The 24,473-nt window shown below is 64.7% G+C and carries 17 protein-coding genes; 6 read left to right on the top strand and 11 right to left on the bottom strand.

The window, feature by feature from the left end; all coding sequences use genetic code 11:
• Nucleotides 1-97: 97 nt before the first annotated feature.
• The 6 genes from ACQR1F_RS03860 to ACQR1F_RS03835 form a co-directional block, all read right to left on the bottom strand.
• Nucleotides 98-1,618 (bottom strand): tripartite tricarboxylate transporter permease, encoded by a 1,521-nt coding sequence (locus ACQR1F_RS03860; RefSeq protein ID WP_316180076.1) that lies wholly within the window; start codon nucleotides 1,616-1,618, stop codon nucleotides 98-100.
• A 118-nt stretch (nucleotides 1,619-1,736) separates the two neighbouring features.
• The gene (locus tag ACQR1F_RS03855; protein ID WP_315803566.1) at nucleotides 1,737-2,279 is read right to left on the bottom strand and encodes a tripartite tricarboxylate transporter TctB family protein; all 543 of its coding nucleotides are present in this window, start codon (nucleotides 2,277-2,279) and stop codon (nucleotides 1,737-1,739) included.
• A gap of 32 nt (nucleotides 2,280-2,311) precedes the next feature.
• On the bottom strand, nucleotides 2,312-3,298 hold the full coding sequence (locus tag ACQR1F_RS03850) for a Bug family tripartite tricarboxylate transporter substrate binding protein (RefSeq protein WP_315803567.1): 987 nt from the start codon (nucleotides 3,296-3,298) through the stop codon (nucleotides 2,312-2,314).
• A 133-nt stretch (nucleotides 3,299-3,431) separates the two neighbouring features.
• Nucleotides 3,432-4,229, bottom strand: coding sequence for an enoyl-CoA hydratase/isomerase family protein (locus ACQR1F_RS03845; protein ID WP_434912546.1), 798 nt, complete (start codon nucleotides 4,227-4,229; stop codon nucleotides 3,432-3,434).
• Nucleotides 4,229-5,422, bottom strand: coding sequence for a pyridoxal-phosphate-dependent aminotransferase family protein (locus ACQR1F_RS03840; protein WP_434899522.1), 1,194 nt, complete (start codon nucleotides 5,420-5,422; stop codon nucleotides 4,229-4,231). The genes ACQR1F_RS03845 and ACQR1F_RS03840 overlap by 1 nt, the downstream gene beginning before the upstream one ends.
• Nucleotides 5,423-5,630: 208 nt before the next feature.
• Nucleotides 5,631-6,836 carry a pyridoxal-phosphate-dependent aminotransferase family protein gene (locus ACQR1F_RS03835; protein WP_434912545.1) on the bottom strand — a complete coding sequence of 402 codons (1,206 nt, stop codon included), beginning with the start codon at nucleotides 6,834-6,836 and terminating at the stop codon, nucleotides 5,631-5,633.
• 128 nt (nucleotides 6,837-6,964) lie between these two features.
• On the opposite strand from ACQR1F_RS03835, the gene ACQR1F_RS03830 reads away from it, so the two are divergent.
• From ACQR1F_RS03830 to ACQR1F_RS03810, 5 genes are all read left to right on the top strand, one after another.
• The gene (locus tag ACQR1F_RS03830; RefSeq protein WP_315803571.1) at nucleotides 6,965-7,723 is read left to right on the top strand and encodes a GntR family transcriptional regulator; all 759 of its coding nucleotides are present in this window, start codon (nucleotides 6,965-6,967) and stop codon (nucleotides 7,721-7,723) included.
• A 113-nt stretch (nucleotides 7,724-7,836) separates the two neighbouring features.
• Nucleotides 7,837-10,794 carry an FAD-binding and (Fe-S)-binding domain-containing protein gene (locus ACQR1F_RS03825; protein WP_434912544.1) on the top strand — a complete coding sequence of 986 codons (2,958 nt, stop codon included), beginning with the start codon at nucleotides 7,837-7,839 and terminating at the stop codon, nucleotides 10,792-10,794.
• A 126-nt stretch (nucleotides 10,795-10,920) separates the two neighbouring features.
• On the top strand, nucleotides 10,921-11,349 hold the full coding sequence (locus ACQR1F_RS03820) for a GlcG/HbpS family heme-binding protein (protein WP_315803573.1): 429 nt from the start codon (nucleotides 10,921-10,923) through the stop codon (nucleotides 11,347-11,349).
• A 207-nt stretch (nucleotides 11,350-11,556) separates the two neighbouring features.
• On the top strand, nucleotides 11,557-12,561 hold the full coding sequence (locus ACQR1F_RS03815) for an SDR family oxidoreductase (RefSeq protein ID WP_315803574.1): 1,005 nt from the start codon (nucleotides 11,557-11,559) through the stop codon (nucleotides 12,559-12,561).
• An 80-nt stretch (nucleotides 12,562-12,641) separates the two neighbouring features.
• Entirely contained in the window at nucleotides 12,642-13,001 is a 360-nt protein-coding gene (locus ACQR1F_RS03810) for a VOC family protein (protein ID WP_315803575.1), read from the top strand.
• Here ACQR1F_RS03810 and ACQR1F_RS03805 read toward each other — a convergent pair.
• Both ACQR1F_RS03805 and ACQR1F_RS03800 read right to left on the bottom strand, forming a co-directional pair.
• Nucleotides 12,998-13,873, bottom strand: coding sequence for a GNAT family N-acetyltransferase (locus ACQR1F_RS03805; protein ID WP_434912543.1), 876 nt, complete (start codon nucleotides 13,871-13,873; stop codon nucleotides 12,998-13,000). The genes ACQR1F_RS03810 and ACQR1F_RS03805 overlap by 4 nt on opposite strands.
• Nucleotides 13,874-14,130: 257 nt before the next feature.
• Entirely contained in the window at nucleotides 14,131-17,454 is a 3,324-nt protein-coding gene (locus tag ACQR1F_RS03800) for an autotransporter outer membrane beta-barrel domain-containing protein (RefSeq protein ID WP_434912542.1), read from the bottom strand.
• A gap of 180 nt (nucleotides 17,455-17,634) precedes the next feature.
• Between ACQR1F_RS03800 and ACQR1F_RS03795 the strand changes: the two genes are divergently transcribed.
• The gene (locus ACQR1F_RS03795) at nucleotides 17,635-18,843 is read left to right on the top strand and encodes a TIGR03032 family protein (RefSeq protein WP_316216917.1); all 1,209 of its coding nucleotides are present in this window, start codon (nucleotides 17,635-17,637) and stop codon (nucleotides 18,841-18,843) included.
• A 369-nt stretch (nucleotides 18,844-19,212) separates the two neighbouring features.
• Here the strand turns inward: ACQR1F_RS03795 and ACQR1F_RS03790 are convergent, their stop codons facing one another.
• From ACQR1F_RS03790 to ACQR1F_RS03780, 3 genes are all read right to left on the bottom strand, one after another.
• Complete coding sequence (locus tag ACQR1F_RS03790) at nucleotides 19,213-19,992, bottom strand: enoyl-CoA hydratase/isomerase family protein (RefSeq protein ID WP_315803578.1); 780 nt, start codon at nucleotides 19,990-19,992, stop codon at nucleotides 19,213-19,215.
• A 72-nt stretch (nucleotides 19,993-20,064) separates the two neighbouring features.
• Entirely contained in the window at nucleotides 20,065-20,802 is a 738-nt protein-coding gene (locus tag ACQR1F_RS03785; RefSeq protein WP_315803791.1) for an esterase/lipase family protein, read from the bottom strand.
• Nucleotides 20,802-24,227, bottom strand: a complete 3,426-nt coding sequence (locus tag ACQR1F_RS03780) for an acyl-[ACP]--phospholipid O-acyltransferase (protein ID WP_434912541.1) — start codon at nucleotides 24,225-24,227, stop codon at nucleotides 20,802-20,804. Before ACQR1F_RS03780 ends, ACQR1F_RS03785 begins: the two co-directional genes overlap by 1 nt.
• Nucleotides 24,228-24,473: the final 246 nt, after the last annotated feature.

Here is a 24,473-nt window from a genome sequence, read left to right as displayed (position 1 = left end):
ATGGTGAGGAGCGCCGCGCCCAGACCAACGAAAATGGCAACGGTCGAGCGCGGCGCGTCTCGAATTATGAGGCCCAATACGTCGCGGCCAGCTTGCCCTACGCCTCGGCCTTCGCCGCAGGCGCGCTGGACTTGCCGAAGCTCGCCACCAGCCGATCGATCAGCGGCCAGAACAGCAGCAGGATCGCCAGCGTCGTGATGGTGCCGACGAGACCGTTGGCCCAGAACACCTTCATGTTGCCGCCGGAGATGATCATCGACTGCCGGAATGCATCCTCGGCACGGCTACCGAGCACCAGCGCCAAGGTGAACGGCGCCAGCGGGATCTTGATCTTCTTGAAGACATAGCCGACGACGCCGAAGCCGAGCATCAGCCACACGTCGAACATCGCGTTCTGGATGGCGTAGGCGCCGATCGCGCAGGACACCACGATCATCGGCGCCACCGCCGCGAACGGCACGCGCAGGATCGAGGCGAAGATCGGCACGGTGGAGAGCACCAGCACGAGGCCGACGACATTGCCGAGATACATCGAGGCGATCAGGCCCCAGACGAAGTCCTTGTGCTCCACGAACAGCAGCGGGCCGGGATTGAGGCCCCACACCATCAGGCCACCGAGCAGGATCGCCGCGGTACCCGAGCCGGGAATGCCGAGCGCCAGCATCGGCAACAGCGCCGCGGTGCCCGAGGCATGCGCTGCGGTCTCGGGTGCGAACACGCCCTCGATACGGCCCTTGCCAAAACTGTCCTGGTTCTTGGAGAAGCGCTTGGCGAGGTTGTAGCCCATGAAGGAGGCCGCAATCGCGCCGCCCGGCGTGATGCCGAGCCAGCAGCCGATCACTGAGGAACGCAGCAGCGTCATCCAGTATTTCGGCAGGTCCTTCCAGACGGCGAGCACCGTGCGCAAGGAGATCGCGGCGGCGTGACCGCGCAGCGCCAGGCGTTCCTCCATCGTCAGCAGGATCTCGCTGATGCCGAACAGGCCGATGACCGCGACCAGGAAGTTGATGCCGCGCAACAGATCGGTCGAGCCAAAGGTCATCCGCAACTGACCGGACACGGTGTCCATGCCGACGCCGGCAAGCAGCAGACCGAGCGCCATCGCAATGACCGTCTTGTGCTTGTCCTCGCGTCCCAGGCCCACGAACGAGCAAAAGGTCAGGAGATACACGGCGAAGAATTCAGGCGGACCGAACTTCAGCGCAAACGACGAGATCCAGGGCGCCAGGAAGGTGATCAGCATCACTGCGACCAGCGAGCCGATGAACGACGAGGTGAAGGCGGCGGTCAGCGCTTCCGCTGCTTTGCCCTGCTGCGCCATCGGATAGCCGTCGAAAGTGGTCGCCACCGACCACGCCTCGCCGGGAATGTTGAACAGGATCGAGGTAATGGCGCCGCCGAACAGCGCGCCCCAGTAGATGCAGGACAGCATCACGATGGCCGAGGTCGGGTCCATCGAGAAGGTCAGCGGCAGCAGGATGGCGACGCCGTTGGGGCCGCCCAGCCCGGGCAGCACGCCGACGAAGACGCCGAGCACCAGCCCGACCATCATCAAGAGCAGCGTCTTCCAGGTCAGAAGGACCGCGAACCCGTGCAGCAGCAGACCCAAGGCTTCCATGATTCCATTCCAGCTATTTTGCCGTCATTGCGAGCGCAGCGAAGCAATCCAGAGTCGAATGCGCAGCCCTGGATTGCTTCGTCGCTTCGCTCCTCGCAATGACGGGGAGAGACCGGTATCAGTACCCGAACGCCGCTTCGAGCGGCCCCTTCGGCATGATCACGTCGAACACGACGTCGAACGTCACGAACATCACGGCGCTGAACAGGAACGCCGTGAGCAGCGATTTCCAGATCGCGATCTTGCCGACGAGGCGCATGAACCCGGCGATGAGCAGGAAGCTCGCGACATAGATGCCGAGGAACTGCATCGCGATGCAGAACAACAAGGTCGGCACGAACACGGCCATCACGCGGCGCAGTTGCGCGCGCGTCACGAAGGTCTCGACTGCTTCCTTGCTCGACAGGAAGGCGGCGCCGATCCCGTAAAGGCTGGCGCCGCCGAGGATCACCGACAGATAGAACGGAAAGTAGCCGGGCTCCGGACCGGTCGAGTCCCAGGACGCACCGGTCCGCCAATTGTCCCAGGCGAGCACGACCGCGAGCGCGAGCAGCAGCAGCGACACCGCGACGTCGACGGTCCCGGTGGAGGTGACGGCCGGAGAATTCTCCTCCGGCGCGGTCGGATCGTCGACGGCAATCTCGAGCTCAGCGTTGGACATCGATCCTCCTCATCCCCTCGCCCCGTCCAGCCTTACTTGGCGACGAAGCCCGCTTCCGTCATCAGCTGCTTGTTGAGCGAGCCATCCTCTTCGAGGAACTGCAGCATGTCCTTGCCAGTGAGGAAGATCGGCTTCAGCGCCTGCTTCTCCATGTAGTCCTTGTACTCCGATGTCTGCACCAGCTTGCTGAACAGGTCGATGTAGAACTCCTGCTGTTCCTGCGTCACCTTGCCCGGCAGGAACATGCCGCGCAGCATCAGGTACTGCACGTCGAGCCCCTGCTCCTTGCAGGTCGGAATGTCGTTCCAGGACTGCGTTTCGGTGACCTTCGTCGTGTAGGAGATGCGCTCCTTGTCGAATACGCACAGCGGACGCACCTGGCCGGCGCGCCAGACTTCGAGATTTTCCGACGGATTGTTGACGTTGGATTCGGTGTGACCGCCGACCAGCTGGGTCGCGGCCTCGCCCCCCGACTTGTAAGGCAGATAGGAGAACTTGGCGCCGGTCTTCTTCTCCATGAAGACGGTCAGCACGTGGTCCTCTCGCTTGGAGCCGGTACCGCCCATCTTGAACGGCGAGGCCGACGTCTTGGCGGCATCGATGAACTCCTTCACCGTCTTTGGGCCGTTGACGTTGTCCCACAGCACGAACTGGTCGAGTGCGATCACCGCAACCGGCGACAGCTCGTGCCAGTCGAACGGCAGCTTGGCCGACAGCGGCAGCATGTAGATCAGCGAATAGGCGATCAGGATCTTGTTCGGATCGCCGTCGCTGGACTTCATGTACATCAGGGCTTCGGCGCCCGACGCGCCGCCCTTCAGCGACACGACAACCGGCTGCTTCAGAAGATTGTTCTTCTGAATGGCAGCCTGCATCATCCGCGCCATCTGGTCGGATGCACCGCCGGCGCCCGCGGCGACGACGATCTCGACCGGCTTGGTCGGCTCCCAGCCGGCAAAGGCCGGAGCGCTTGTGAAAATGGCCGCCGTCGCGGCCGCGATCTTGATCAGTTTGCGCACGTGTTTTCTTCCCCGTTCGAAACGCCAGCTTGCATCCTACCAGGATACTGCTGGCTTATTGTGGTCAGTTCAAGAACACAAGCACGATGCGGCCTCATGTTCCTCGGCATAAGGTCGCAAGCACGGCATCGGACTACTTGCCTTTCCAGTTCGGCGTCCGCTTGTTGAGGAACGCCTCCATGCCCTCGCGGAAATCCTCACTCATATAGGCGCGCAGGATCAAATCCTCGCCCTCGTCCCGCGACAGGGTCCGGCGGATGCGGCGCACCGCCTCCTTGGTCACCTCGAGGGTGATCGGCGCGTGCGAGGCGATGAGCTTCGCGGTCTCCAGCGCGCGTGTCTGCAGCGTCTCGACGTCGGGCACGATCTCGTTGAGCAGATCGAGCGCCAGCGCCTCGGGCGCCTCGACCAGCCGCGCCTTGAAGATGAGATCCTTGGTGCGCGCAGGCCCAATCAGCGAGACCACGCGCGAAATGTTCGACATCGACAGGCAGTTGCCGAGCGTACGCGCGATCGGAAAACCGATGCGCGTGGTCTCGGTGCCGATACGGATGTCGCAGCAGGCGGCGATGCCGGCGCCGCCGCCGGTGCAGGCGCCCGCGATCGCCGCAATCACCGGCACACGGCACAGTTCCAGCGTGCCGAGCACGCGGTCGATCCGCGCCTCATAGTCGAGCGCATCCTGCGCGGTCTTGAAGGCGCGGAACTGTGAGATGTCGGTGCCGGAAGCGAAGGCCTTGTCGCCGGCCCCGGTCAGGATCAGCGCCTTGATCGACCGATCGCCATTGATGGCCTCGCAGATCGAGGCCATCTGGTCGTACATCGCGAACGTCATCGCGTTGCGCGCCTGCGGCCGGTTGAAGGTGATCTTGGCGATGCCGTCGTCGACGGCATAGATGAGATCGTCGGAGCCGGTCACAGGTGCGGTCATCAGGCCACCTTCGGAATCGGCGCGGCCTCGCGCGCCTTGAGAACATCCATCGCCGCAAGCACGCCCCCGGCACGATGCGGCACGTTGGCGAGCGCCAGGCCCATCTCGACGCCGGAGAGCGTGCCCATCAGCATCAGGTCGTTGAAATGACCGATATGGCCGATGCGGAAGACCTTGCCCTTGATCTTGTTGAGGCCGGTGCCGAGCGACATGTCGAAGTTTTCCAGCACCGTCTTGCGGAACTGATCGGCATCATGGCCGTCGGGCATGACGACGCCGGTCAGCGCCGGCGAATGCGCCTGCGGATCGGCGCATTGCGTGTCGAGGCCCCACGCCTTCACAGCGGCGCGCGTCGCAAGGCTGTGGCGGCGGTGGCGGGCGAACACATTCTCGTGGCCCTCCTCCTCCAGCATCTTCAGCGCCTCGTTGAGGCCCATCAGCAGATTGCAGGCCGGCGTATAGGGAAAGGTGCCGAGCTTGTTGAAGGTGATGATCTCCTGCCAGTCCCAGTAGGAGCGCATGCCGGGATTGGCCTTGGCGGCGGCCAGCGCCTTCTCCGAGATGGCGTTGAAGCCGAGGCCCGGCGGCAGCATCAGGCCCTTCTGCGAGCCCGCGACGGAGACGTCGATGCCCCACGCGTCGTGCTCATACTCCATCGAGCCGAGGCCGGAGATGGTGTCGACCATCAGCAACGCCGGGTGGCCGGACCGGTCGAGCGCCTTGCGCACCTCGAGCGGCGGCGTCAGGCAGCCGGTCGAGGTCTCATTGTGCACGACGCAAACGGCCTTGATCTTGTGCGCCTTGTCGTCGACCAGACGCTGCTCGATCGCCGCGATGTCGGCGCCATGACGCCAGTCGCCGGGGATGAAGTCGACGTCGAGCTTGAACTTGTCGGCGATGCCCCGCCACAGCACAGCGAACTGGCCGGTCTCAACCATCAGCACCTTGTCGCCGGGCGCGAGCGTGTTGACGATCGCGGCTTCCCACGCGCCGGTTCCCGACGACGGATAGATGATCACCGGCTGCTTGGTGCGGAAGATGCGCTGGCTGGCCGCCAGCACCCCGAAGCCGAGCTCGGCGAACTCAGGACCGCGATGGTCCAAGGTCGGCATGTCCATCGCGCGCAGCACGCGGTCGGGTACGTTGGTCGGCCCCGGAATCTGAAGAAAATGCCGTCCCGTGTGCACAGTCATTGGCGTCCATCCCCGGTCATTTGGTTGGTGCGCGGACGTGGCATGCCACGCGCTCGCCGCGCTTTTCTCCCGCCAGACCGCTGGCGTCAATAAAGAAGACGCAAGCACCGATCGCTCCGGGCTGACATCCCTCAGATGCACACAAATCCCCTTCTTCTGTGCAGTGCGGCATAGCGGGGCACCCCGGCTTGCGGCACGCGATTTGGCCTCATGTCACCGCCGCAAGATGACTCGGCGCATTGCCCTGCGATGGCTCGTCGAGCAGGGCCATCGCGGCATCGACACCGCCGGCGCGATGCGGCACGCCGGCCGCGCGCAGCCCCATCTCGACACCGCTCAGCGCAGCCATCAGGGTCAGCGCGTTGCACTCGCCGAGATGGCCGATGCGGAACACCTTGCCCGCGACCTTGGACAGGCCCGAGCCGAGCGACATGTTGTACTTATCGAGCACGACCTGGCGGAACTGATCGGCGTCATGGCCCGGCGGCATGAGCACGGCGGTCAGCACCGGCGAAAAATCCTTTGGCTCCTGGCACAGCACCTCGAGGCCCCAATGCTCGACCGCGGCGCGGGTCGCGGCCGCAAGGCGCTGGTGGCGCGCGAACACCTGATCGAGCCCCTCCTCGAGCAGCAGGGCAATCGCTTCGCGCAGGCCATAGAGCAGGTTCGTCGCCGGGGTATAGGGGAAGAAGCCGTTCGCGTTCAGCTTCAGCATGTCCTCCCAGTCCCAGAACGAGCGTGGCATCTTGTTGTCCTTGGCAACGAGGCGCGCCTTGTCCGAGATGGCGTTGAAGCCGAGCCCCGGCGGCAGCATGAAGCCCTTCTGCGAGCAGGATACGGCGACATCGACCTTCCACTCGTCGAAGCGGAAGTCGGCCGAGGCGAGACCCGAGATGGTGTCGACCATCAGCAGCGCCGGATGCTTGGCGCGGTCCATGGCGGCGCGCACCTCACCGACCCGGCTGGTCGCGCCGGTCGAGGTCTCGTTGTGCACGACCATCACCGCCTTGAGCCGATGGCCGGCATCGGCGACCAGCTTCTCCTCGATGACAGCGGGATCGACGCCACGGCGCCAGTCGCCAGGAATGAAGTCGACCTCGATGCCCCACCGCGCCGCCATCTGCCGCCACAGCGTGGCGAAGTGGCCGGTCTCGACCATCAGCACCCTGTCGCCCGGCGACAACGTGTTGACGATGGCAGCCTCCCAGGCGCCGGTGCCCGAGGAGGGGTAGATGATCACCGGGCTCGTGGTCTTGAAGATTGTCTGCGAGCCGCTGAGCACGGCCCTCCCCAGCTCGGCGAACTCGGCGCTGCGGTGATCGATCACCGGCATGTCCATGGCCCGCAGCACCCGCTCGGGCACCGGACTTGGGCCCGGAATATGCAGGAAATGACGGCCTTGGGGACGGGTCACGGTAGAACTCCAGGGAGACGACGGCATTCTGGCACCCATGATTGCATTCAATTTCTTAATGTGCAAGAGCTTAAACGCATTCACGGACGAGGTCGACCACATCTGTAACTACCGCTACAATGGGTAAGATGAATTCCACGATTCCCGATATCGAGACGCCACCCTTGGCTGGGCCAAGCGGTCGATCCGTGCCCGCGCGGGACGAGACCTCGCTGCATGACGAGATCCTGGCACGGCTGCGCGACTACATCGTCGAGGGCCATGTCGCCGACGGCGGACGCCTGTCCGAGCGCCAGCTTTGCGAAATGCTGGGGGTGTCCCGCACGCCCTTGCGCGAAGCGCTGAAGGTGCTCGCAGCCGAAGGGCTGGTCGAACTGCTGCCCAATCGCGGCGCCCGGGTGCGCCCTCTCAGCGCCGCCGACATCCATGAATTGTTCGACCTGATGGGAGGCCTGGAAGGCCTCGCCGGGCGCCTCGCCTGCGAGAAGATTTCGGATGAAGCGATCACGGAAATCGAGCAATATCATCACGATATGTACGGGTTCTACATGCGGCAGGACATGCAGGGCTATTTCCGCATGAACCAGTTGATCCACCGCGCGATCGTCGACGCCGCCGCCAATGCCACCCTTCATGCGACCTATGAGAGCTTGGCGGGCCGCATCCGCCGGGTGCGCTTCTCCGCCAATTTCGCCCGCAAGCGCGAGCGCTGGAGCGAGGCCATGCGCGAGCATGAGCTGATCCTCGATGCGCTGCGCCGCCGCGCCGGAAGCGAGCTGTCGGACATCCTGTTCCAGCATCTGCGCAACAAGGGCGCGGCTGCGATCGCCTACTTCGCAGAGAGCCAGCCGCCGCTGGCGGGAGCCAAGCCGGACAAGGTCGAATAACGCCCGGGATTGCGCAAATTTGCATGCAATCAGATTGACGCATTTGCGGAAATGAATGACACCGGGCGGAACAGCGCCCGCCGGACGACAGCCGGGCCCGACCAGGGATCACCATGCCGAACGCCAAAGCCGGTCCGTCCAGGCTCGAACAGAAGCTCCGCGCCGAGATCACGGGCAACGTCTTCTTCGACCGCTTCAACCGCGGCCGCTACGCCACCGACGCCTCGTTCTACCAGGTCATCCCGGCGGGCGTGGTCGTGCCGCGCACGATGGACGAGGCGCTGCTTGCGCTCGCCATCGCCCGCGACGACGGCCGCATCGTCACGCCCCGCGGCGGCGGCACCTCGCAATGCGGCCAGACTGTCAACGAGGGGATCGTCGTCGATTTTTCCAAGCACCTGAACCGCATCGTCTCGCTCGATGTCGAGGCCCGGACCTGCGTGGTCGAGCCGGGCATCGTGCTCGACGATCTCAACCGCCAGCTCAGGAAGCACGGCCTGTGGTTTCCGGTCGACGTCTCCACGGCGTCGCGCGCCACGATCGGCGGCATGGCCGGCAACAATTCCTGCGGCGGCCGCTCGCTGCGCTACGGCACCATGCGCGACAACACCATCGCGATCGACGCCGCGCTGGCCGACGGCACGCTGGCGCATTTCGGCGAGGTGCCGCGCGACCTTGGTGACGTCAGCGCGCCCGACGGCGCCCGCGCGCTGTTTCGCGACATGCTGGCGCTGGGCGAGCGCGAGGCGGCCGAGATCGCCGACAAGTTTCCCAAGGTGCAGCGCCGCGTCGGCGGCTACAATCTCGACGCGCTGACGCCGCGCAACGCTGCCAACAACATGGCCCACCTGCTGGTCGGCTCGGAAGGCACGCTCGCCTTCTCCACCCGGATCGAGCTCAAGCTGTGGCCGCTGATCCGCACCAAAGTGCTCGGAGTCTGCCATTTCGGCAGCTTCTATCAGGCGATGGATGCGGCCCAGCACCTGGTCAAGCTGAAGCCGATCGCGGTCGAGCTGGTCGACCGCACCATGATCGGGCTGGGCCGCGACATCGCGATGTTCCAGCCGGTGATCGCGGCAGCCGTGCGGGGCGATCCCGACGCGATCCTGGTGGTCGAGTTCGCCGAGGAGACTGCCGACGACAACCTCGCCAAGCTGAAGCAGCTCTCCGAGCTGATGGGCGACCTCGGCTTCTCCTGGAGCAACGAGATCAGCAAATGGGGCGGCGTGGTCGAGATCTCCGACCCTGCGCTGCAGACCGCCGTCGCCGACTTCCGCGCCGCCGGCCTCAACGTGATGATGTCGATGAAGGAGGCCGGCAAGCCGGTGTCGTTCGTCGAGGACTGCGCCGTGCCGCTGCCCCACCTCGCCGACTACACCGCGCGGCTCAACGAGGTGTTCGCCAGGCACGGCACGCGCGGCACGATGTACGCGCACGCCTCCGAGGGCTGCCTGCATGTGCGCCCGGTGCTGAACCTGAAGCTGGAGAAGGACGTCAAGGCGATGCGCGCCATCGCCGAGGAAGCTTTCGCCATGGTGCGCGAGTACAAGGGCTCGCATTCCGGCGAGCATGGCGATGGCATCGTGCGCTCGGAATTCCACGAGCAGATGTTCGGCAGCCGCATCGTCGCCGACTTCAAGAAGGTCAAGCAGCGCTTCGATCCGGCGAACGTGCTCAATCCTGGCCGCATCGTCGATCCACCCCGGATGGACGACCGCTCGCTGTTCCGCTATCCGCCGGACTACCGCATCGTCGACGACATCAAGCCGGTGCTCGACTGGTCGGCCTATCCGGGTGCCGCCGGCGGCTTCCAGGGCGCGGTCGAGATGTGCAACAACAACGGCGCCTGCCGCAAGCTCGACGGCGGCGTGATGTGCCCGTCCTATCGCGCCACCCGCGACGAGAAGGATGTCACGCGCGGCCGCGCCAATACCTTGCGGCTCGCGATCTCCGGCCAGCTCGGTCCCGGCGCGCTGTCGTCCGACGAGATGATGGAGACCTTGAAGCTCTGCGTCTCCTGCAAGGCCTGCCGCCGCGAGTGCCCGACCGGCGTTGACATGGCCAAGATGAAGATCGAGGTGCTGGCGGCACGGGCGAAGACGCATGGCCTCACGCTGCGCGACCGGCTCGTCGCCTATCTGCCGCGCTACGCCGATGTCGCCGCCCGCTTCGCGCCACTGGTGAACCTGCGCAATCACGTCGCGCCGTTGCGTGCGCTGATGGAGCGCGTGGCCGGCATCAGCGCCAGGCGCGAGCTGCCGGCGTTCCGCAGCGACACCTTCCGCGCCGTAGCCGAGGCGTTCGGCCCGGAGAACGGCTGCGAGGTCGTGCTGTTCGGCGATACCTTCAACCGCGTCTATGAGCGCGAAAATCTCGACGCAGCGCTGCGCGTGCTGATCGCCGGCGGCTATCGCGTCTACGTGCCCAAGCCGGCCGATGGTGGCCGCGCCCTGTGCTGCGGCCGCACCTTCCTCTCCGCCGGCCTCGTCGACGAGGCCAAGTCCGAGCTGCAGCGCCTGGTCGAGACCTACGCGCCGTTCGCCTCACGCGGCGTGCCGATCATTGGCCTCGAGCCAAGCTGTCTGCTGACGCTGCGCGACGAACTGCTGTCGCTGCGCAACGACGCGACCGCGAAAACGATCAGCGCACATGCGCTGCTGCTGGAGGAGTTTCTGGCGCGCGAGGCCGAGAGCGGCCGGCTCGCGCTGCCGCTCGCCCCCCTGCCCGGCAAGGCGCTGCTGCACGGCCATTGCCATCAGAAATCCTTCGCCGCCTTCAAGCCTGTCGAGCAGGTGCTGCGGCTGATTCCGGAGCTCGAGGTCGAGACCATCGAATCCTCCTGCTGCGGCATGGCCGGCGCCTTCGGTTATGGCGCGGAGACCTACGAGGTCTCGCTGCAAATGGCGGAAGCGTCGCTGCTACCAGCCGTGCGCAAGGCCGACGCTGCAACGTTCATCGTCGCCGACGGCACCTCCTGCCGCCACCAGATCCAGGACGGCGCCAATCGTGGCGCCGTTCACGCCGCGCAGCTCCTGGCGATGAGCCTGGAGCGAGGGCGAGCATCTACGTAGTCCGTAGGGTGGGCAAAAGCGAAGCGTGCCCACCGCGGACCTTCCGCTTCGCAAGATGGTGGGCACGCTACGCTTTGCCCACCCTACGCAGCTTCGTTTGAGTTAATGACACAGGGACTCACAGACATGGCCGACCTCTCTCTCGACACCGCCCGCAAGATCCTCGATGCCACCCTCGCCAAAGGCCTTGAAAAGAAGCTCAAGCCGCTCGCCGTGATGGTGCTCGACGCCCGCGGCTGCCTGAAAGCGGCCGCCGCGCAGGACGGCACCAGCCTGATGCGGGCCGAGGTCGCGCACGGCAAGGCTTATGGGGCGCTCGCGCTCGGCCTCGGCTCCCGCGCCCTGTTCCAGCGCGCGCAGGAGCAGGCCTATTTCATCGACGCCGTGAACACGCTGGCCCAGGGCCGCATGGTCCCGGTGCCCGGCGGCGTGCTGATCATGGACGGCACCACGCTCGTCGGCGCCGTCGGCGTCTCCGGCGATACCTCCGACAATGACGAGATCTGCGCGGTCGCCGGCATCGAAGCCGCCGGCCTCAAGGCCAATGCGGGCTGAGCTCGGTCGCACAGCAAAGCTCTGCGAATTCTACCGTTCCAACGATCTCGAGGGGACTGGCGTGCCCTCTCGGAGCTCGGTGGATCGCGCGTCGAACTCCCCGGCGCCGTCAAAAGCTGACGGAGAATTCATTCGGCCGGCTTGACCGGCCCGAAACATTGCCGGCCGCCGCACGTTTGTACCAAGGGGCGCGTGGAGAAACCGGACATGCCTCGCAGACGAACTCGCACCATCATCATCACTGGCGCCTCCGCAGGCGTCGGCCGTGCCATCGCGAAGCGTTTCGGCGAGGCCGGCGATCGCATCGGCCTGATCGCGCGCGACGAGGAAGCGCTGCGCGACGTCCAGCGCGAGCTGCAGGCGCGGTTTGCCCATGCCGAATACGAGGCCGTCGATGTCGCCGATGCGCAGGCCCTGTTCGACGCGGCCGAGCGGCTCGAGCAGCGCCTGGGTCCGGTCGACATCTGGATCAATGACGCCATGGAGACGGTGTTCTCGACCGTAGCGGACATCACGCCGGAAGAATTCCGCCGCGTCACCGAGGTCACCTATCTCGGCTTCGTGCACGGCACGATGGCGGCGCTGCGCTCGATGCGCCGGCGCAGCGAAGGCCGCATCATTCAGATCGGTTCGGCGCTCGCCTATCGCGGCATTCCGCTGCAGGCGGCCTATTGCGGCGCCAAACATGCGATCCGGGGCTTCACCGACTCGCTGCGTGCCGAGCTGATGCACGAGCGCTCGGGCATCACGCTCAGCATCGTCGATCTGCCCGCGGTGAACACACCGCAATTCGACTGGGCCCGCGCGCACCTTGCGCATACGCCACGCCCGATGGGCCGGCCGGTGGAGCCCGAGGTGATCGCGGACGCCGTCTATCGCGTTGCCGACGGCGGCTTCCGCGAATATTGGATCGGCTGGCCGACACTGCTCACGATCCTCGGTAACGCCGTCGCGCCGGCTTTGCTCGACCGCTACCTCGCAGCCAAGGCGATCGCCGGGCAACAGACCGATGTGCCGCTGGTGCCCGACCGCACCGACAATCTCGATCACCCGGTGACGCGCCTGCACCGCACCCGCGGTTCGTTCAGCCGCGGCGCGGCCCAGCAGACCCTGCTGGTGCCCGGTGATGTCGCGCGCGCGATGACGGTCGCGCTCGGCGCCGCGGTCTTTATTGCGTTGGGAGCGGCAATGAGCCGGCGGCGCTGGCGATGAGCCGCGACGCTGCCCTTGCCTGACACCGGCAGGATACGCTTTCCTGCAACGCGGCTTCCACTAGGGCTCGGAGCGCCTTCATGACCATCGAGAGCATCAGCGCGATCACCATCGCCACCCACGACATGGCGCGTGCCGTCGCCTTCTATCGCGCGCTCGGCTTCGACAACATCGCTCATGGCGGCGCCCACACGCCGTTCACGAGTTTCAGGGTCGGCTTCGGCTTTCTCAACCTGATCGCCATGCCCAAGGACAAGCAATGGAGCTGGTGGGGCCGCATCATCTTCCATGTCGCCGACGTCGACGCCGTCTACGCGAAGGCGCTCGGCGCTGGCTTCACGCCCTCGACCGAGCCGCGCGACGCCGAATGGGGTGAGCGCTATTTCCACCTCACCGATCCCGACGGTCATGAACTGAGCTTCGCGCGGCCGCTGGGCTAACCGAGCTCGAAGGTGGTGACGCCGAACACCCGCTCGATCCGTGGCGGCGGGATCGGCCCGGTGTACATCCGCGCGGTCTCGAACACCGGCTTGAGGCCGAGGCTCTCGGCGAGCGCCACCGCCGCGGAATTGATTGCGGGCACGTCGAGGAACACCTCGGCTTCGCCGGCCGTGCTCAACAGAGCCGCGATTACGGCCTCGGCATCATCGCGCCTCTCGGCAACCAGCGGACCGATCTTGTAGCCGATGCGGCACGGACGGATCACACCCCAGGCGGCTAGCGTATCGTCGCGGATCAGCGCCCGGCCGACATGACCGGGCGTGTCGATCCAGGCCCGCAGGAATGCACGGCGCGGGGCAGGAAACACGGTCGCGTCTGACGCTTCGATATCGGCGAACGACACATCGCCCAGAGTGACGACACCTGATCGCTCCACCGACTGCGGCAGGGCTACGGGTCGCCCGCCGTAGCGGATATTGGCATACGCATAGCTGAAGCCGGATTTCCGGTAGTTGTCCTGCTGCGCGACCACGCCGTCGAGCCCGACGACCCGCGAACCCGCATGGGCCATCGCCGCCTGCCAGAGCCGCAAGCCGTAGCCGTGCCCGCGCAGCTCGGAACGGACGATGTAGAAGCCGAGAAAGGCGAAGCGGTCGTCGTAGTTCACGCAGGACACGGTTGCGACCGGCACGCCCTCACGCTCGGCAATCAGAAAGCCGCCGGGATCGACCACGGCGAAACAGGCCGCATCCGACCGGCCGGGATTCCAGCCCTCGGCCGCCGCCCAATCGATGGCGAGCGAAATCTCGTCCGGGCGCATCGGCCGGATGCGCAGGCCGTCAGCGTTGGGATGTCCGGCCGATGGCGTCATGTTCTCCTCGATCCGAATGCCGCAGCATCTATCAATCATGACGCCGTGCGAAGCTCGGAGCAACCTGCGTAGCCAATTCTGCTGTAAGGTTTCAGTCGCTAACGAAGATCATCCAAGCTCATTGTTCATCTGCGGCAAGGACAAAACCAGGCAACGCTCGAAAGTGTGCTGCGCAGTCGCGGGCAAATCGTAGGCACGTCTCGATAAGATGCCGAATCGCCTCGTGCATCGTTCCGAATATCTTTTGCCGGATAGAGCTAGAATTGAATTTTGATGTGCCCCTCGACCGAGTGATCCTGGGTGCTGGTCGAAAGATTGCCGCGATAGGACAATCCTATGACAGTATTGGCGCCTGTGCGCAGATCAAGCGCGGTTTGCACCAGGGCGGCATCGCGGGCGAGCGGCACCCCGGCGATGTCGAATCGAGCGCCCGTGCTTCTGAAAAGCAGGTAGTCTTCCGGACTAAGCTGGCCGAACCCGTGTTGCCAAGCGAGCGATGCTGAAGGTTTGAGCGCCATTCCGCCCGACAATGCAATCACCGCCGACGCGCGCGCCCCGATCGCGGTATACCCCACGTCCTCCTCGCGCGCTGCGGCGGAAAGTGCGGCAACGTCACCGACCTCATCGAAGCCGTTGGTATGGAGATGGATCCAGGACCAACCTGTGAATGGCTCCACAACAGCATTTGCGAGGTTCAGCTCATACCCAATCTCACCAAACAATTGTGAGCTGAACGCGCCATAACGCCCGGTCGCCCGTTCGAGAAAACCAGGATAGCTGATCGAGCGAGCGCTCCCAATCGTGATGACACTCAGAAGGGCTCCCGAGCGGACGTTCCAGGCACCCACGCCCAATCCTGTATAGACGCCGAAAAATGCGCTATCGATATCGGCCGAGCTCGCACGGGCATCGATGCTCATCCTCGAATTGGTGTAGCCGAGTGCGACGCCTGCCCGCCAGTTGTCGCCCAGCCGCCCGTCTACTCCGCTGAAGAAGCCGCTCAGGCGTCTGCTCATACCAGCAGCATTCCCGTCACTATGAACCGCGCCCCAAGCCCCCACTCCCTGAGCCCACCAGGCAATATCCCGCGGCGCGGATGCGTCGGCGGACAAAGGAATGCTGCCGGCGCGGAAAATGTGCCTGCCCGTATCGGCATAGGCCAGGTGCTTCGGCGAGGATCGATCGGCATCACCGTAGATCACGGCCGGACCTTCGGAGCCAAAACTCGCAAAGGCCCCAAAACGGTCCTCAAACGACGTTTGACGCAAGCGACCGAGGATGGCGTCCCGGGCGTAATGACCGTCTTCAACGATGGACGTGCGTGCGCTGGCATGAAGTTCGCCCGATAGCGCGTCGAACGCCTGCTGCGCGCCGGCCGCCGTCTGGAAGATCACGCTACCGAAAAGCCGGCTGTCCGGCGAGCTTTGCTGGAGAGCGGTGGCTACGGCCAGCTGGTTTGCCGTTCGCGCGACGCTCGGAAAGAAGGTCGACTGGGTCAGCGAGAGGAACACGTTGTGGGCATCATAAGTCAGGCTGGGAAACAGGAACGCAGAGTTGCTGCTCACCCCAGAGAAGGCACCAATGACGCCATCGGTAGCATTGAGAATATTGTAGGTCGTACGGAAGCCATAGGCACCGCTTTGCGGCAGGACAACAACATTGCCATTGAGTCTCGCCGTGCCGGTCGCCACGATCCGGTCTGCGGCCCCGGTCGTGTTGGTCTCGACTTCGTAGGCGGAGCCAGGGGCGAAGGATAGGTCGCCGGAGACATTAAGCGTCCCGATCGAATTGCCTGGCGCAACGACTCCGCTGCTCGCAACACCGAGCCCCCCGATCGTGCCATTGCCCGTGAGCCGGGCCCCGGAGTTGACGAACACGGTCGATGCAAGCGTCCCCGTGACGTCCAGTATCCCGCCGTTGACGAACGTCGGGCCGGTATAGCTGCTGTCCCCGCTCAGGACGAGCGTGCCACTGCCGTTCTGCTCGAGGGTACCAGAGCCCGAGATCGTTCCACCGAAGGTGTAATTGTCGGAATGATTGAAGGCCAAGATTCCATTGTTGATCACGTCGCCGACGATCGAGCCGCTGGTGCCGCCATTCCCGAGTTGCAGCGTGCCGGCGCTGACGGTGGTGCCGCCGGTATAAGTGTTCGCGCCAGAGAAGATGGTCGTGCCGGAGCCAAGCTGTTGGAATGTCCCGGTGCCGGAAATGATGCCACCGAACGTGTAGCTGTCGGAACGATTGATCGCGAAGATGCCATTGTCGTTGACGTTGCCGCCGATCGAACCGCCGCTGCCGCCATTCCCGAGTTGCAGTGCGCCGCTGTTCACCGTGATCGAGGTGTTTGGCATGCTTCCGTCGACCTCGAGCAGGCCGCCATTCACGGCAAAGCTGGAGATGAGCGGAGTGGTGCCCGTAAGCGTCCAGTGGCTGCTGCCTTCCTTGAGAAACGTCCCGAAGCCCTGGTATTGCAGGCCTGCACCGACAGTTGCGACGTTGAAGCTCGCTGTACCCGTGCCGCCTAGTGCAAGGGTGTCGCTGCCGCCGCCGAAGACGTTGCCGTTGATCACAGCGGTTGGATGAAGCTCAAGCCGGTTCGCCGAACCATGAAATCGCACCGCGCCGCCTGCACCGCCGTTTAGCGTGCCGGCCACAGTGAGAGTCGTGGGGCTTACGACGAGGCTCGATGTATCAATGGCGAAACCAGCCGCCCCCGTACCATTCGAGGTCACGTGGCTTCCGGCACCGATCGCAATCGCAATCGATCCGCTCGTTCCGCTTCTGGCATATATGCCCGTCGTATTGGTTCCTGTGACGTCGCCAGCGACGGTAATCTCTACGGCGCCATTGCCATCGCTCCGCGCAAATATGCCACTCTCCTGGCCGCTCACGGCGGTTCCGGCGGTCGTGGTCACCGTGACATCCGCGTTCCCTCTCGCGAGAAGGGCGACATCGCTGCCGGTCGTGCCGGCGGCCGTGACGTCACCATTGACGGTTACGGTCGTCGATCCAGTGCCGTAGTTGCGGCTCAGAATTCCATAGCGCGCGCCACTAACGTTGGAGCCCGCGCCGGTTGTCACGGTCAGATCAGTGCCGAAATTGATCGCCACGATTCCCCGCGATACCGCGGTTGTGCCCGTGCTGACGACGTCGCCATTGGTCGTGATATTGAGCGCGCCGGTGCCCTGGTTGCGGCCCCGAATGCCGTAGTTGAGGGCGGTGATGTCGCCGTTGGTATTGACCGTGATGCTGCCCGGAACGCTGGCCGTTGTCGTCATATTGAGTCCGTTACCGGCGCTCGCGGTAAACGGAGAGGAGTTCGTATCGGTGTATGAAAGGTCGCCAGCGCCGGTGATCGTGAGGGCATTCGCGGAAACGGTCGTAATACGGAATCCTGATAGCGCAGTCACGTGCGCGTTGGCGCCCGAAATCGTCTGGGCGGTGCTGGCCCCCGAGCATTCCCAATTGGAACCGCCCACATTGGCGCAAGCAGAGTAGGCCCGGCGGCTATAGCCGGAAACAGCACCCACCAGCATCGAAGACGACAGCACCAGCTGCCGGCATAGAGACCTGTCGGACAAGCGCCCCCTCCTTGGGCTGGGAAATTCAACCTTTATATGTCAAAAATCACTCGACAACCAGGAGATGCCGCACTTCGATCACAAAGTCGTAGGTCGATCCCGTCTTTCGAGGCGCTCTCCTGGGCCGCGCTGAAGAGGTGCGGCCTCTTGTCGGGTCCACCGCCGTTTGGGGAAGCATCCATGTGCTGTCGTGACGATGTGCCGACATTCGAATCAAACGAGATTTTGCCCGCCGATCAAACTGGCCTGCGCCTTCCCGCGGAACAGGTCGGCCAAGCCGGCGGGGAGGCGCTTCGGTACTCCATGTCCCCCGGACTGCCCGAGTTTCTTGGTTCTCAGCGCATCGCTATCGTGGGTTCGTCCTATCAATCCGGCAAACTCTATTTCCTCGGTCAGAACGTCGATGGCGGGCTCTTGGTCCACGAGCGCCTCTTTCACAAGGCTATGGGACTCTGCGTCGTGGACAGAGACACGATTCTGCTCGCCACGATGTTCCAAATCCTGAAATTCAGGAACGTGCTTGCGCCCGGCCAGCGGATCAACGATCTGCACGATGCCTGTTATGTCCCGCGCCAGATATTCACCACCGGCGAGCTCGATGTTCACGACGTCGGGGTGCTGAGCGATGGCCGCATCGTCTTCGTCAACACGCTTTACAATTGTCTTGCTTCAATATCGGAACGGCACAGCTTCACGCCGCTGTGGAAGCCTTCATTCATTTCGAAGATCGTCAAGGAGGACCGATGTCACCTGAACGGACTTGCCATCGAAGACGGCACCCCTCGCTACGTTACCGCGATCAGCAAATCGGATACCGTCGATGGCTGGCGCGACCGTCGCTCCGATGGCGGCATCGTCGTCGACGTGCACTCCAACGAGATAGTGATCGGCGGTCTCTCGATGCCTCATTCCCCCCGACTCTATCGCGGGAGATTGTGGGTGCTTAACTCGGGCACAGGGGAGATCGGGTGGATCGCGCATTCAGCAGCCGGCGCGACGTTCCAGGTTTTGGCCTTCTGTCCCGGCTTCGTGCGCGGGCTCGCGTTTTTCGGCAACCATGCCTTCGTTGGCTTGTCGAAACCTCGCTATGAGCGGTTCGAGGGTCTCGCACTGGATCGCCGGTTAGCCGAAACCGATTCCGAACCGTGGTGCGGAATCCAATTGATCAATCTCGATACCGGTGTCTGCGAAAACTGGTTTCGGATCGACGGGGCGGTAACCGAATTCTACGATCTAGGCGTGGTGGCAGACGTGGTGCGCCCCATGGCGATCGGCTTCGCCAACAACGAGATCCTTGATCTCGTCACCCATGATCCGATTGATGCCGCTCAGAGCGCTTGGCCTGTGCAGAAACGAGCGCCGGGAGTGGGGTCCCCGTGGCGGGCGTAGAGTTGCACGCTAGCCGAGGAACAAGTGCTCCTCAAAGACGGCAGGCCGCACGCACGTGACGGTGACCCGAAAGCCCGGGGCACCAGAGAGATCACGTATAAGCCGATTCACCTGCCCTGCGCCCTCTTCATCTCTGAGTGCTGAGACCAGAACGGGACTCGGGCGCACGGCGCCGCGAGATTGCTGACGAATATATTCTGTTGCTCGACGATGGCGACGATGTTGAGAACGCGCGCACGTCTCCACCAGCGTTATTCCGGACCGCGCCTGCAAGGCGTGGGCACGGAATCCATAACCGCCATCGGGAGTATGGATTCCGGGATCGCCCTACGCGCGCCCCGGAATGACGACCTCATCATACGAGCGAAATCATTTCCCCGGCCACACCGGCTTGCGCTTCTCGGCAAATGCCTTCAGGCCTTCCTTGGCGTCCTCGGTCATCGCGAGCAGCGCGATCTGGCTTTCGAGATAGGCGATGGACTCGTCGAACGACATCGAGGCGATGGCGCGCATGGCGTATTTGCCGCGGCGGATGGCGGTCGGCGACTTGTCGACGAGGCGGCCGATCAGCCAGTCGATCTTGCCGTCGAGCTCGGCGGCGGGAACGACGTGGTTGAGCAGCCCGGCGGCCTGCGCGACCTTGGCGTCGAACGGCTCGCCCGTGAGCGCCCATTCGTTGACGAGACGCGGCGGCGCGATGCTCTGCAAGAGGCTCAGGACCTGCATCGGGAACACGCCGACCTTCACCTCCGGAAGGCCGAAGAGGACGTGATCGGCCGCGACCGCCATGTCGGTCATGCACAGCAGGCCCATGCCGCCGGCCATGCAGACGCCGCCGACCCGCGCGATCGCCGGCTTGGTGGCATTCTGCGACAGCCTGAGCAGATCGGCATAGTCGACATTGGGACGGGAGAAATCCATCGCGAACGCCGCGCCGGAGTTCTGCAGGTCGGCGCCCGCGCAGAACGCCTTGTCGCCCGCCCCCGTCAGCACGATCACGCGCACCCCGGGATCGTCATGCGCCTGGCGATAGCCGCGCGAGATGCCGGCGATGACGTCGCCATTCAGCGCGTTGCGCTTCTCCGGACGATTGATGGTGATCCAGAGGGCCTGCCCGCGCTTGTCGAGAATCACGCTGTCGTCGGTCATCGCCTTGCCTGTCGCTTGCTGTCGGATGCGAGATTGTCGCGGGATAGCCGCGAGGAGCAAGGAAAACTTGCGTCAGGAGGCCGCGCGGCGGCCGATCTCATCGATGACGCCGCGCAGCAGCGGACGCGCAGGCTCGAACTGGCCGGTACGCAGGAACGCGATGGTCTGCCGGAACGACGTCGGATGCACCAGCAGTCCCACGTGCGAGGCCTTGACGGTCGTGTAGTCCGTCATCCCGACGAGCTTGCAGCTCTCGACCGAGACGCGGCCGTCGTTCGGCCATGGCAGCAGGAACAGCCCGGCGATCGGGTCGAGGAAACGGTTGCCGGCGATCACGCCGATCTCGTAGTCGGCGGCCGGCAAGGAGGCGAGCGTGACGTCTTTCGTGGTCACCAGTTGCAGGCCTGCCGGCCCGAAATAGGCGCGATACAGCCCGACGTTCTGCAGCCGGTCGGCGAGCTCGCTGCCGCCATTGGGCGTTCCCAGCATGACGACACGGCCGAGCCGCGCCGGCCGATGCTTCGCGATCGCGACCCGTGCCAGCAGCCCGCCCATCGAGTGGGTGACGAAATGGACCGGACCGTCGATCCCGGCGGCGAAATCGGCGATCGCCGGGCGGATGTCGTCAGCAAGAAACTCGAGCGGCTTCTTGCGGCTCTCATAGTCGAGGTTCAGCGTCGCAAAACCTGCGCGCTGCAACCGCTTTTCCAGCGGACGCAGCATCAATGACCGGCCGGCGATGCCATGCAGCAGCACAACCCCCGCGTCGCGGGGGCCACTGTGCTGAGAACGCCGGCGCAGCGATGCGATCACGCGACTTCCCGCTCCTCCGGCTCGCGCTCCGTCGTAGCGGTTGCCGCACTCGCCTCGGCAAGCGCCTTGGCGCCGACATAGTCGGTCTTGCCCGAGCCGAGCAGCGGGATCTTGTCGACCACCATCACGACGGCCGGCACCGCAAGCTCCGGCGCGCCTTGCGCCTTGGCCTGACGCTGTATCGCGGAGCGTTCGGCATCCTTCTGCGTCGTGATCAGCACGATGCGCTCGCCCTTGCGCTGGTCGGGGATCGACACCGCGACCGAGGCTGCCTGCGGCCACAAAGCCGCGGCGATCTGCTCGACCACCGTCAGCGACACCATCTCGCCGGCGATCTTGGCAAAGCGCTTGGCGCGGCCCTTGATCGTGATGAAGCCCTGCGCGTCGATGGTGACGATGTCGCCGGTGTCGTGCCAGCCCTCCGGCAGTGCCTCGAGCACGCCGGGATTTTCGGCCCTGACATAGCCGAGCATGACGTTGGGGCCGCGGACCGAAAGCCGTCCGCCCTCCTCGATGCCCGGCACCTTGTCGAGCCGATACTCCATCAGCGGCGACAGGCGGCCGACGGTGCCGACACGGTTGGCCATCGGCGTGTTCATCGCCAGCACCGGCGCGGTCTCGGTGACGCCATAGCCTTCGAGAACGCGGATGCCATAACGCTCCATGTAGATCTGCCGTGTCCGATCCTTGACCGGCTCGGCGCCGGCAATGACCAGCCGCAGGGTGCGGAAATCGTAGGCATGAGCGGAGCGCGCGTAGCCGGTCAGGAAGGTGTCGGTGCCGAACAAGATCGTGGCGCCGGTCTGGTAGATCAGTTCGGGCACGATCCGGTAATGCAGCGGCGACGGGTACATGTAGATCGGGATGCCCGCCAACATGGGCATCATCATGCCGCCAGTGAGGCCGAAGGAGTGAAAGACCGGCAAAACATTGAACACAAGATCGTTAGCGTTGGCATCGACCCTCGCCAATGCCTGCGCGGCATTCGCGAGAATGTTGCGATGGGACAGGACGACGCCCTTCGGGGTGCCTTCGGAGCCGGACGTGAACAGAATCACCGCCGGATGGTCGGCATTGCGGGCGACGCGCGGCTTGGTGCCGTCGATCATCCCCTTGATCTTGTCGGCCAGGCTGACGGAGGCCTTGACGTCCTCGAGATAGACCAGGCGGGCCTGTCCTTCGATCGCCGCGATCAGCTTGTCGAGCTTGCCCTTCTCGATGAAGGCCCGCGACGTCAGAACGGTCGTGACCTGCGCCGCCTTCATTGCCGCCAGCACATTCACCGGGCCGGCGGAGAAATTCAGCATTGCCGGCACGCGGCCGATCGACTGCAGCGCCATGAACACCACGGCGACGCCGGCGGAGTTCGGCAGCAACAGGCCGATGTTCTCGCCCACCATCGTGCCCTGCTCGAGCTTGCGGCTGAGCACCTGCGAGCCGAGCAGCAGCTTGCGATAGGTCAGCTTGGTGCCGAGCGGATCCTCGATCATCACCTTGCCGGTGTCGTGGTCGCGATGGGCATGGGCGAGCGCCTCGAACAGCGTCCGATCCAGCATGGCGTTCTTGACCATGGCGTCGATCATCACGTCCTGCAGCGCCGCGCCGGCCGCATTGCGGCGGGTCTTGCCCTTGAGAGCCGCATCGATGGTGAGCTTCACCGGCGGCAGGATCGTCACCGTCACCTTGGGAAACCACGAGCGCTTGATCTGGCCATCCTTGAGATAGCTGAGATGCGAGCGCTGCGCGCCCTCGATGCGAACGGGCACCACGATGGCGTCGGCCTTGTCGGCGATCATCGCGGTGCCGTCATAGACCTTCATCAGCGAGCCCGACACAGTGATGCGGCCCTCGGGGAAGATCACCACCGGCTCCTGGCTGGCGACCAGCTTGATCAGATCGCGAGCACCGAGCGGCTTGGTCGGGTCGATCGTGATGTGCCTCACAAGTTTCAGAAAGACCTTCGCCCACCAGGCCTTAGATATCCCGGTGTCGACGGCAAAGGTGGCATCGATCGGCAGCACCGCGTGGAGCAGCGGACCGTCGATCAGGCTGACATGGTTGGGCGCGATCAGCATGCGGGTGCCGGCCGGTGGCAGGTTCTCCAGGCCGCGCACTTCGGTGCGGAACAGCGCGCGGAACAGCATCGCGCCGAAGTCGCGCACGCCCTCCCTGCCCCATTTGTTGAACACGAACCAAACGGCGCCGAAGCTCGCCAAAGCCAGACCGAAGAATATCCAGGCGATCGAGACGCCTGCGGCCTGCAGACCGGCCACGCCCAGCGAGCCGACCACCATGAAGGCGGCCTGCAGCACGTTGCCGGCAGCGATCACCCGGGCGCGCTCGGTCGGCTCCGACCAGGCCTGCACGGCGGCGAACGCCGGAACCACGAACAGGCCGCCGCCAAAGGCGAAAACGGCGAAATCGATCAGCATGCGCGCGCCCGCCCAAGAGCCGACGAAGGCGAGCGGCGTGAGGCCCTTTGCGGCCTCGGTCGTCCCGATCGCCCAGGACAGATCGAGGCCGAGCACGCCCATGAGGATGGCGCCGATCGGCACCAGCGCGAGATTCGGCCTGACGTGGCTGAGATGCGCTGCGAACAGCGAGCCGATGGCAATGCCAATCGCGAAGATGGCGAGGCACAGAGTGACCACGCCCTCGGTGCCGCCGACGACATCCTTGACCAGCGCCGGCAGCAGCGACAGCACGACGGCGCCGACCAGCCAGAACCAGGACACGATCACCATGCCGTCCCACAGCCGCGGCGCGGCGTACAGCGACTTGAGAAGGTGCGAGGTCAAGGTCCAGGGATTGGCCGTGATGCGCAGATCGGGGGCCGACGGCGACGTATGCGGAATGCGCGAGGCCGACGCCCAGGAGATCACCGCGAGGCCGATGACGGCGAGAGCGACCCATCCCATGTGCGACGAGCCGGAGACGAGCTGGCCGCCGGCGATGGTGCCGATCAGGATGGCCATGAAGGTCGCGCCTTCGACCAGCGCGTTGCCGGTGGCGAGCTCACCGACCGTCAGTTGATCGGGCAGCATGGCGTATTTCACGGGACCGAACAGCGCGGCAATGACACCGAACATGCCGAGGGCGACGAACAGCAGCGGGATCGAATGCAGAAAGAAGCCCAGCGCCGCAAAGGTTGCGGCGAAGATCTCCGCGAATTTGAGCCGGCGCGCCACGATTCCCTTAACATATCGATCCGCCAGCTCGCCGCCGAGCCCGGACAGGATGAAGAACGGAAAGATGAAGACGGCGCCCGCCACGGTCACAAGCGCGTCGCCATGCGTTGCCACGGCGCCATAGAGCAGCATGATGACCAGCGCATTCTTCAGGACGTTGTCGTTCAGCGCCGAGGAGAATTGAGCCCAGAACAGCGGGGCAAAACGGCGCGACGACATCAACTGCTTGATCATGATCGATTCCTGGTGTGCTGCAGCGGCTTGGCCGCAAGGATCGCAAGAGTCTTGAAGGCTGGTGATGAAATGAGGCGGAGCCGGCGATGCATCCCGTTAGACGCGGTCATGCGGTTAGGCGTTCTGTTGTTGGTCGCCGACCAGGACGGAAAATAGCGCGAAGGTCGTGTGCAAAAGGCTTATCCAGACCGATGGCAACGGGACGGAGGGGGTGGGACGCGAGGACATGGTGACCGCTTCGTTGCG

The sequence above is a fragment of the Bradyrhizobium sp. HKCCYLS3013 genome (assembly GCF_051167615.1).
GTDB lineage: Bacteria > Pseudomonadota > Alphaproteobacteria > Rhizobiales > Xanthobacteraceae > Bradyrhizobium.
The sequence above is the reverse complement of the archived record's forward strand: the minus strand, read 5'-3'. Positions and strand labels throughout refer to the sequence as shown.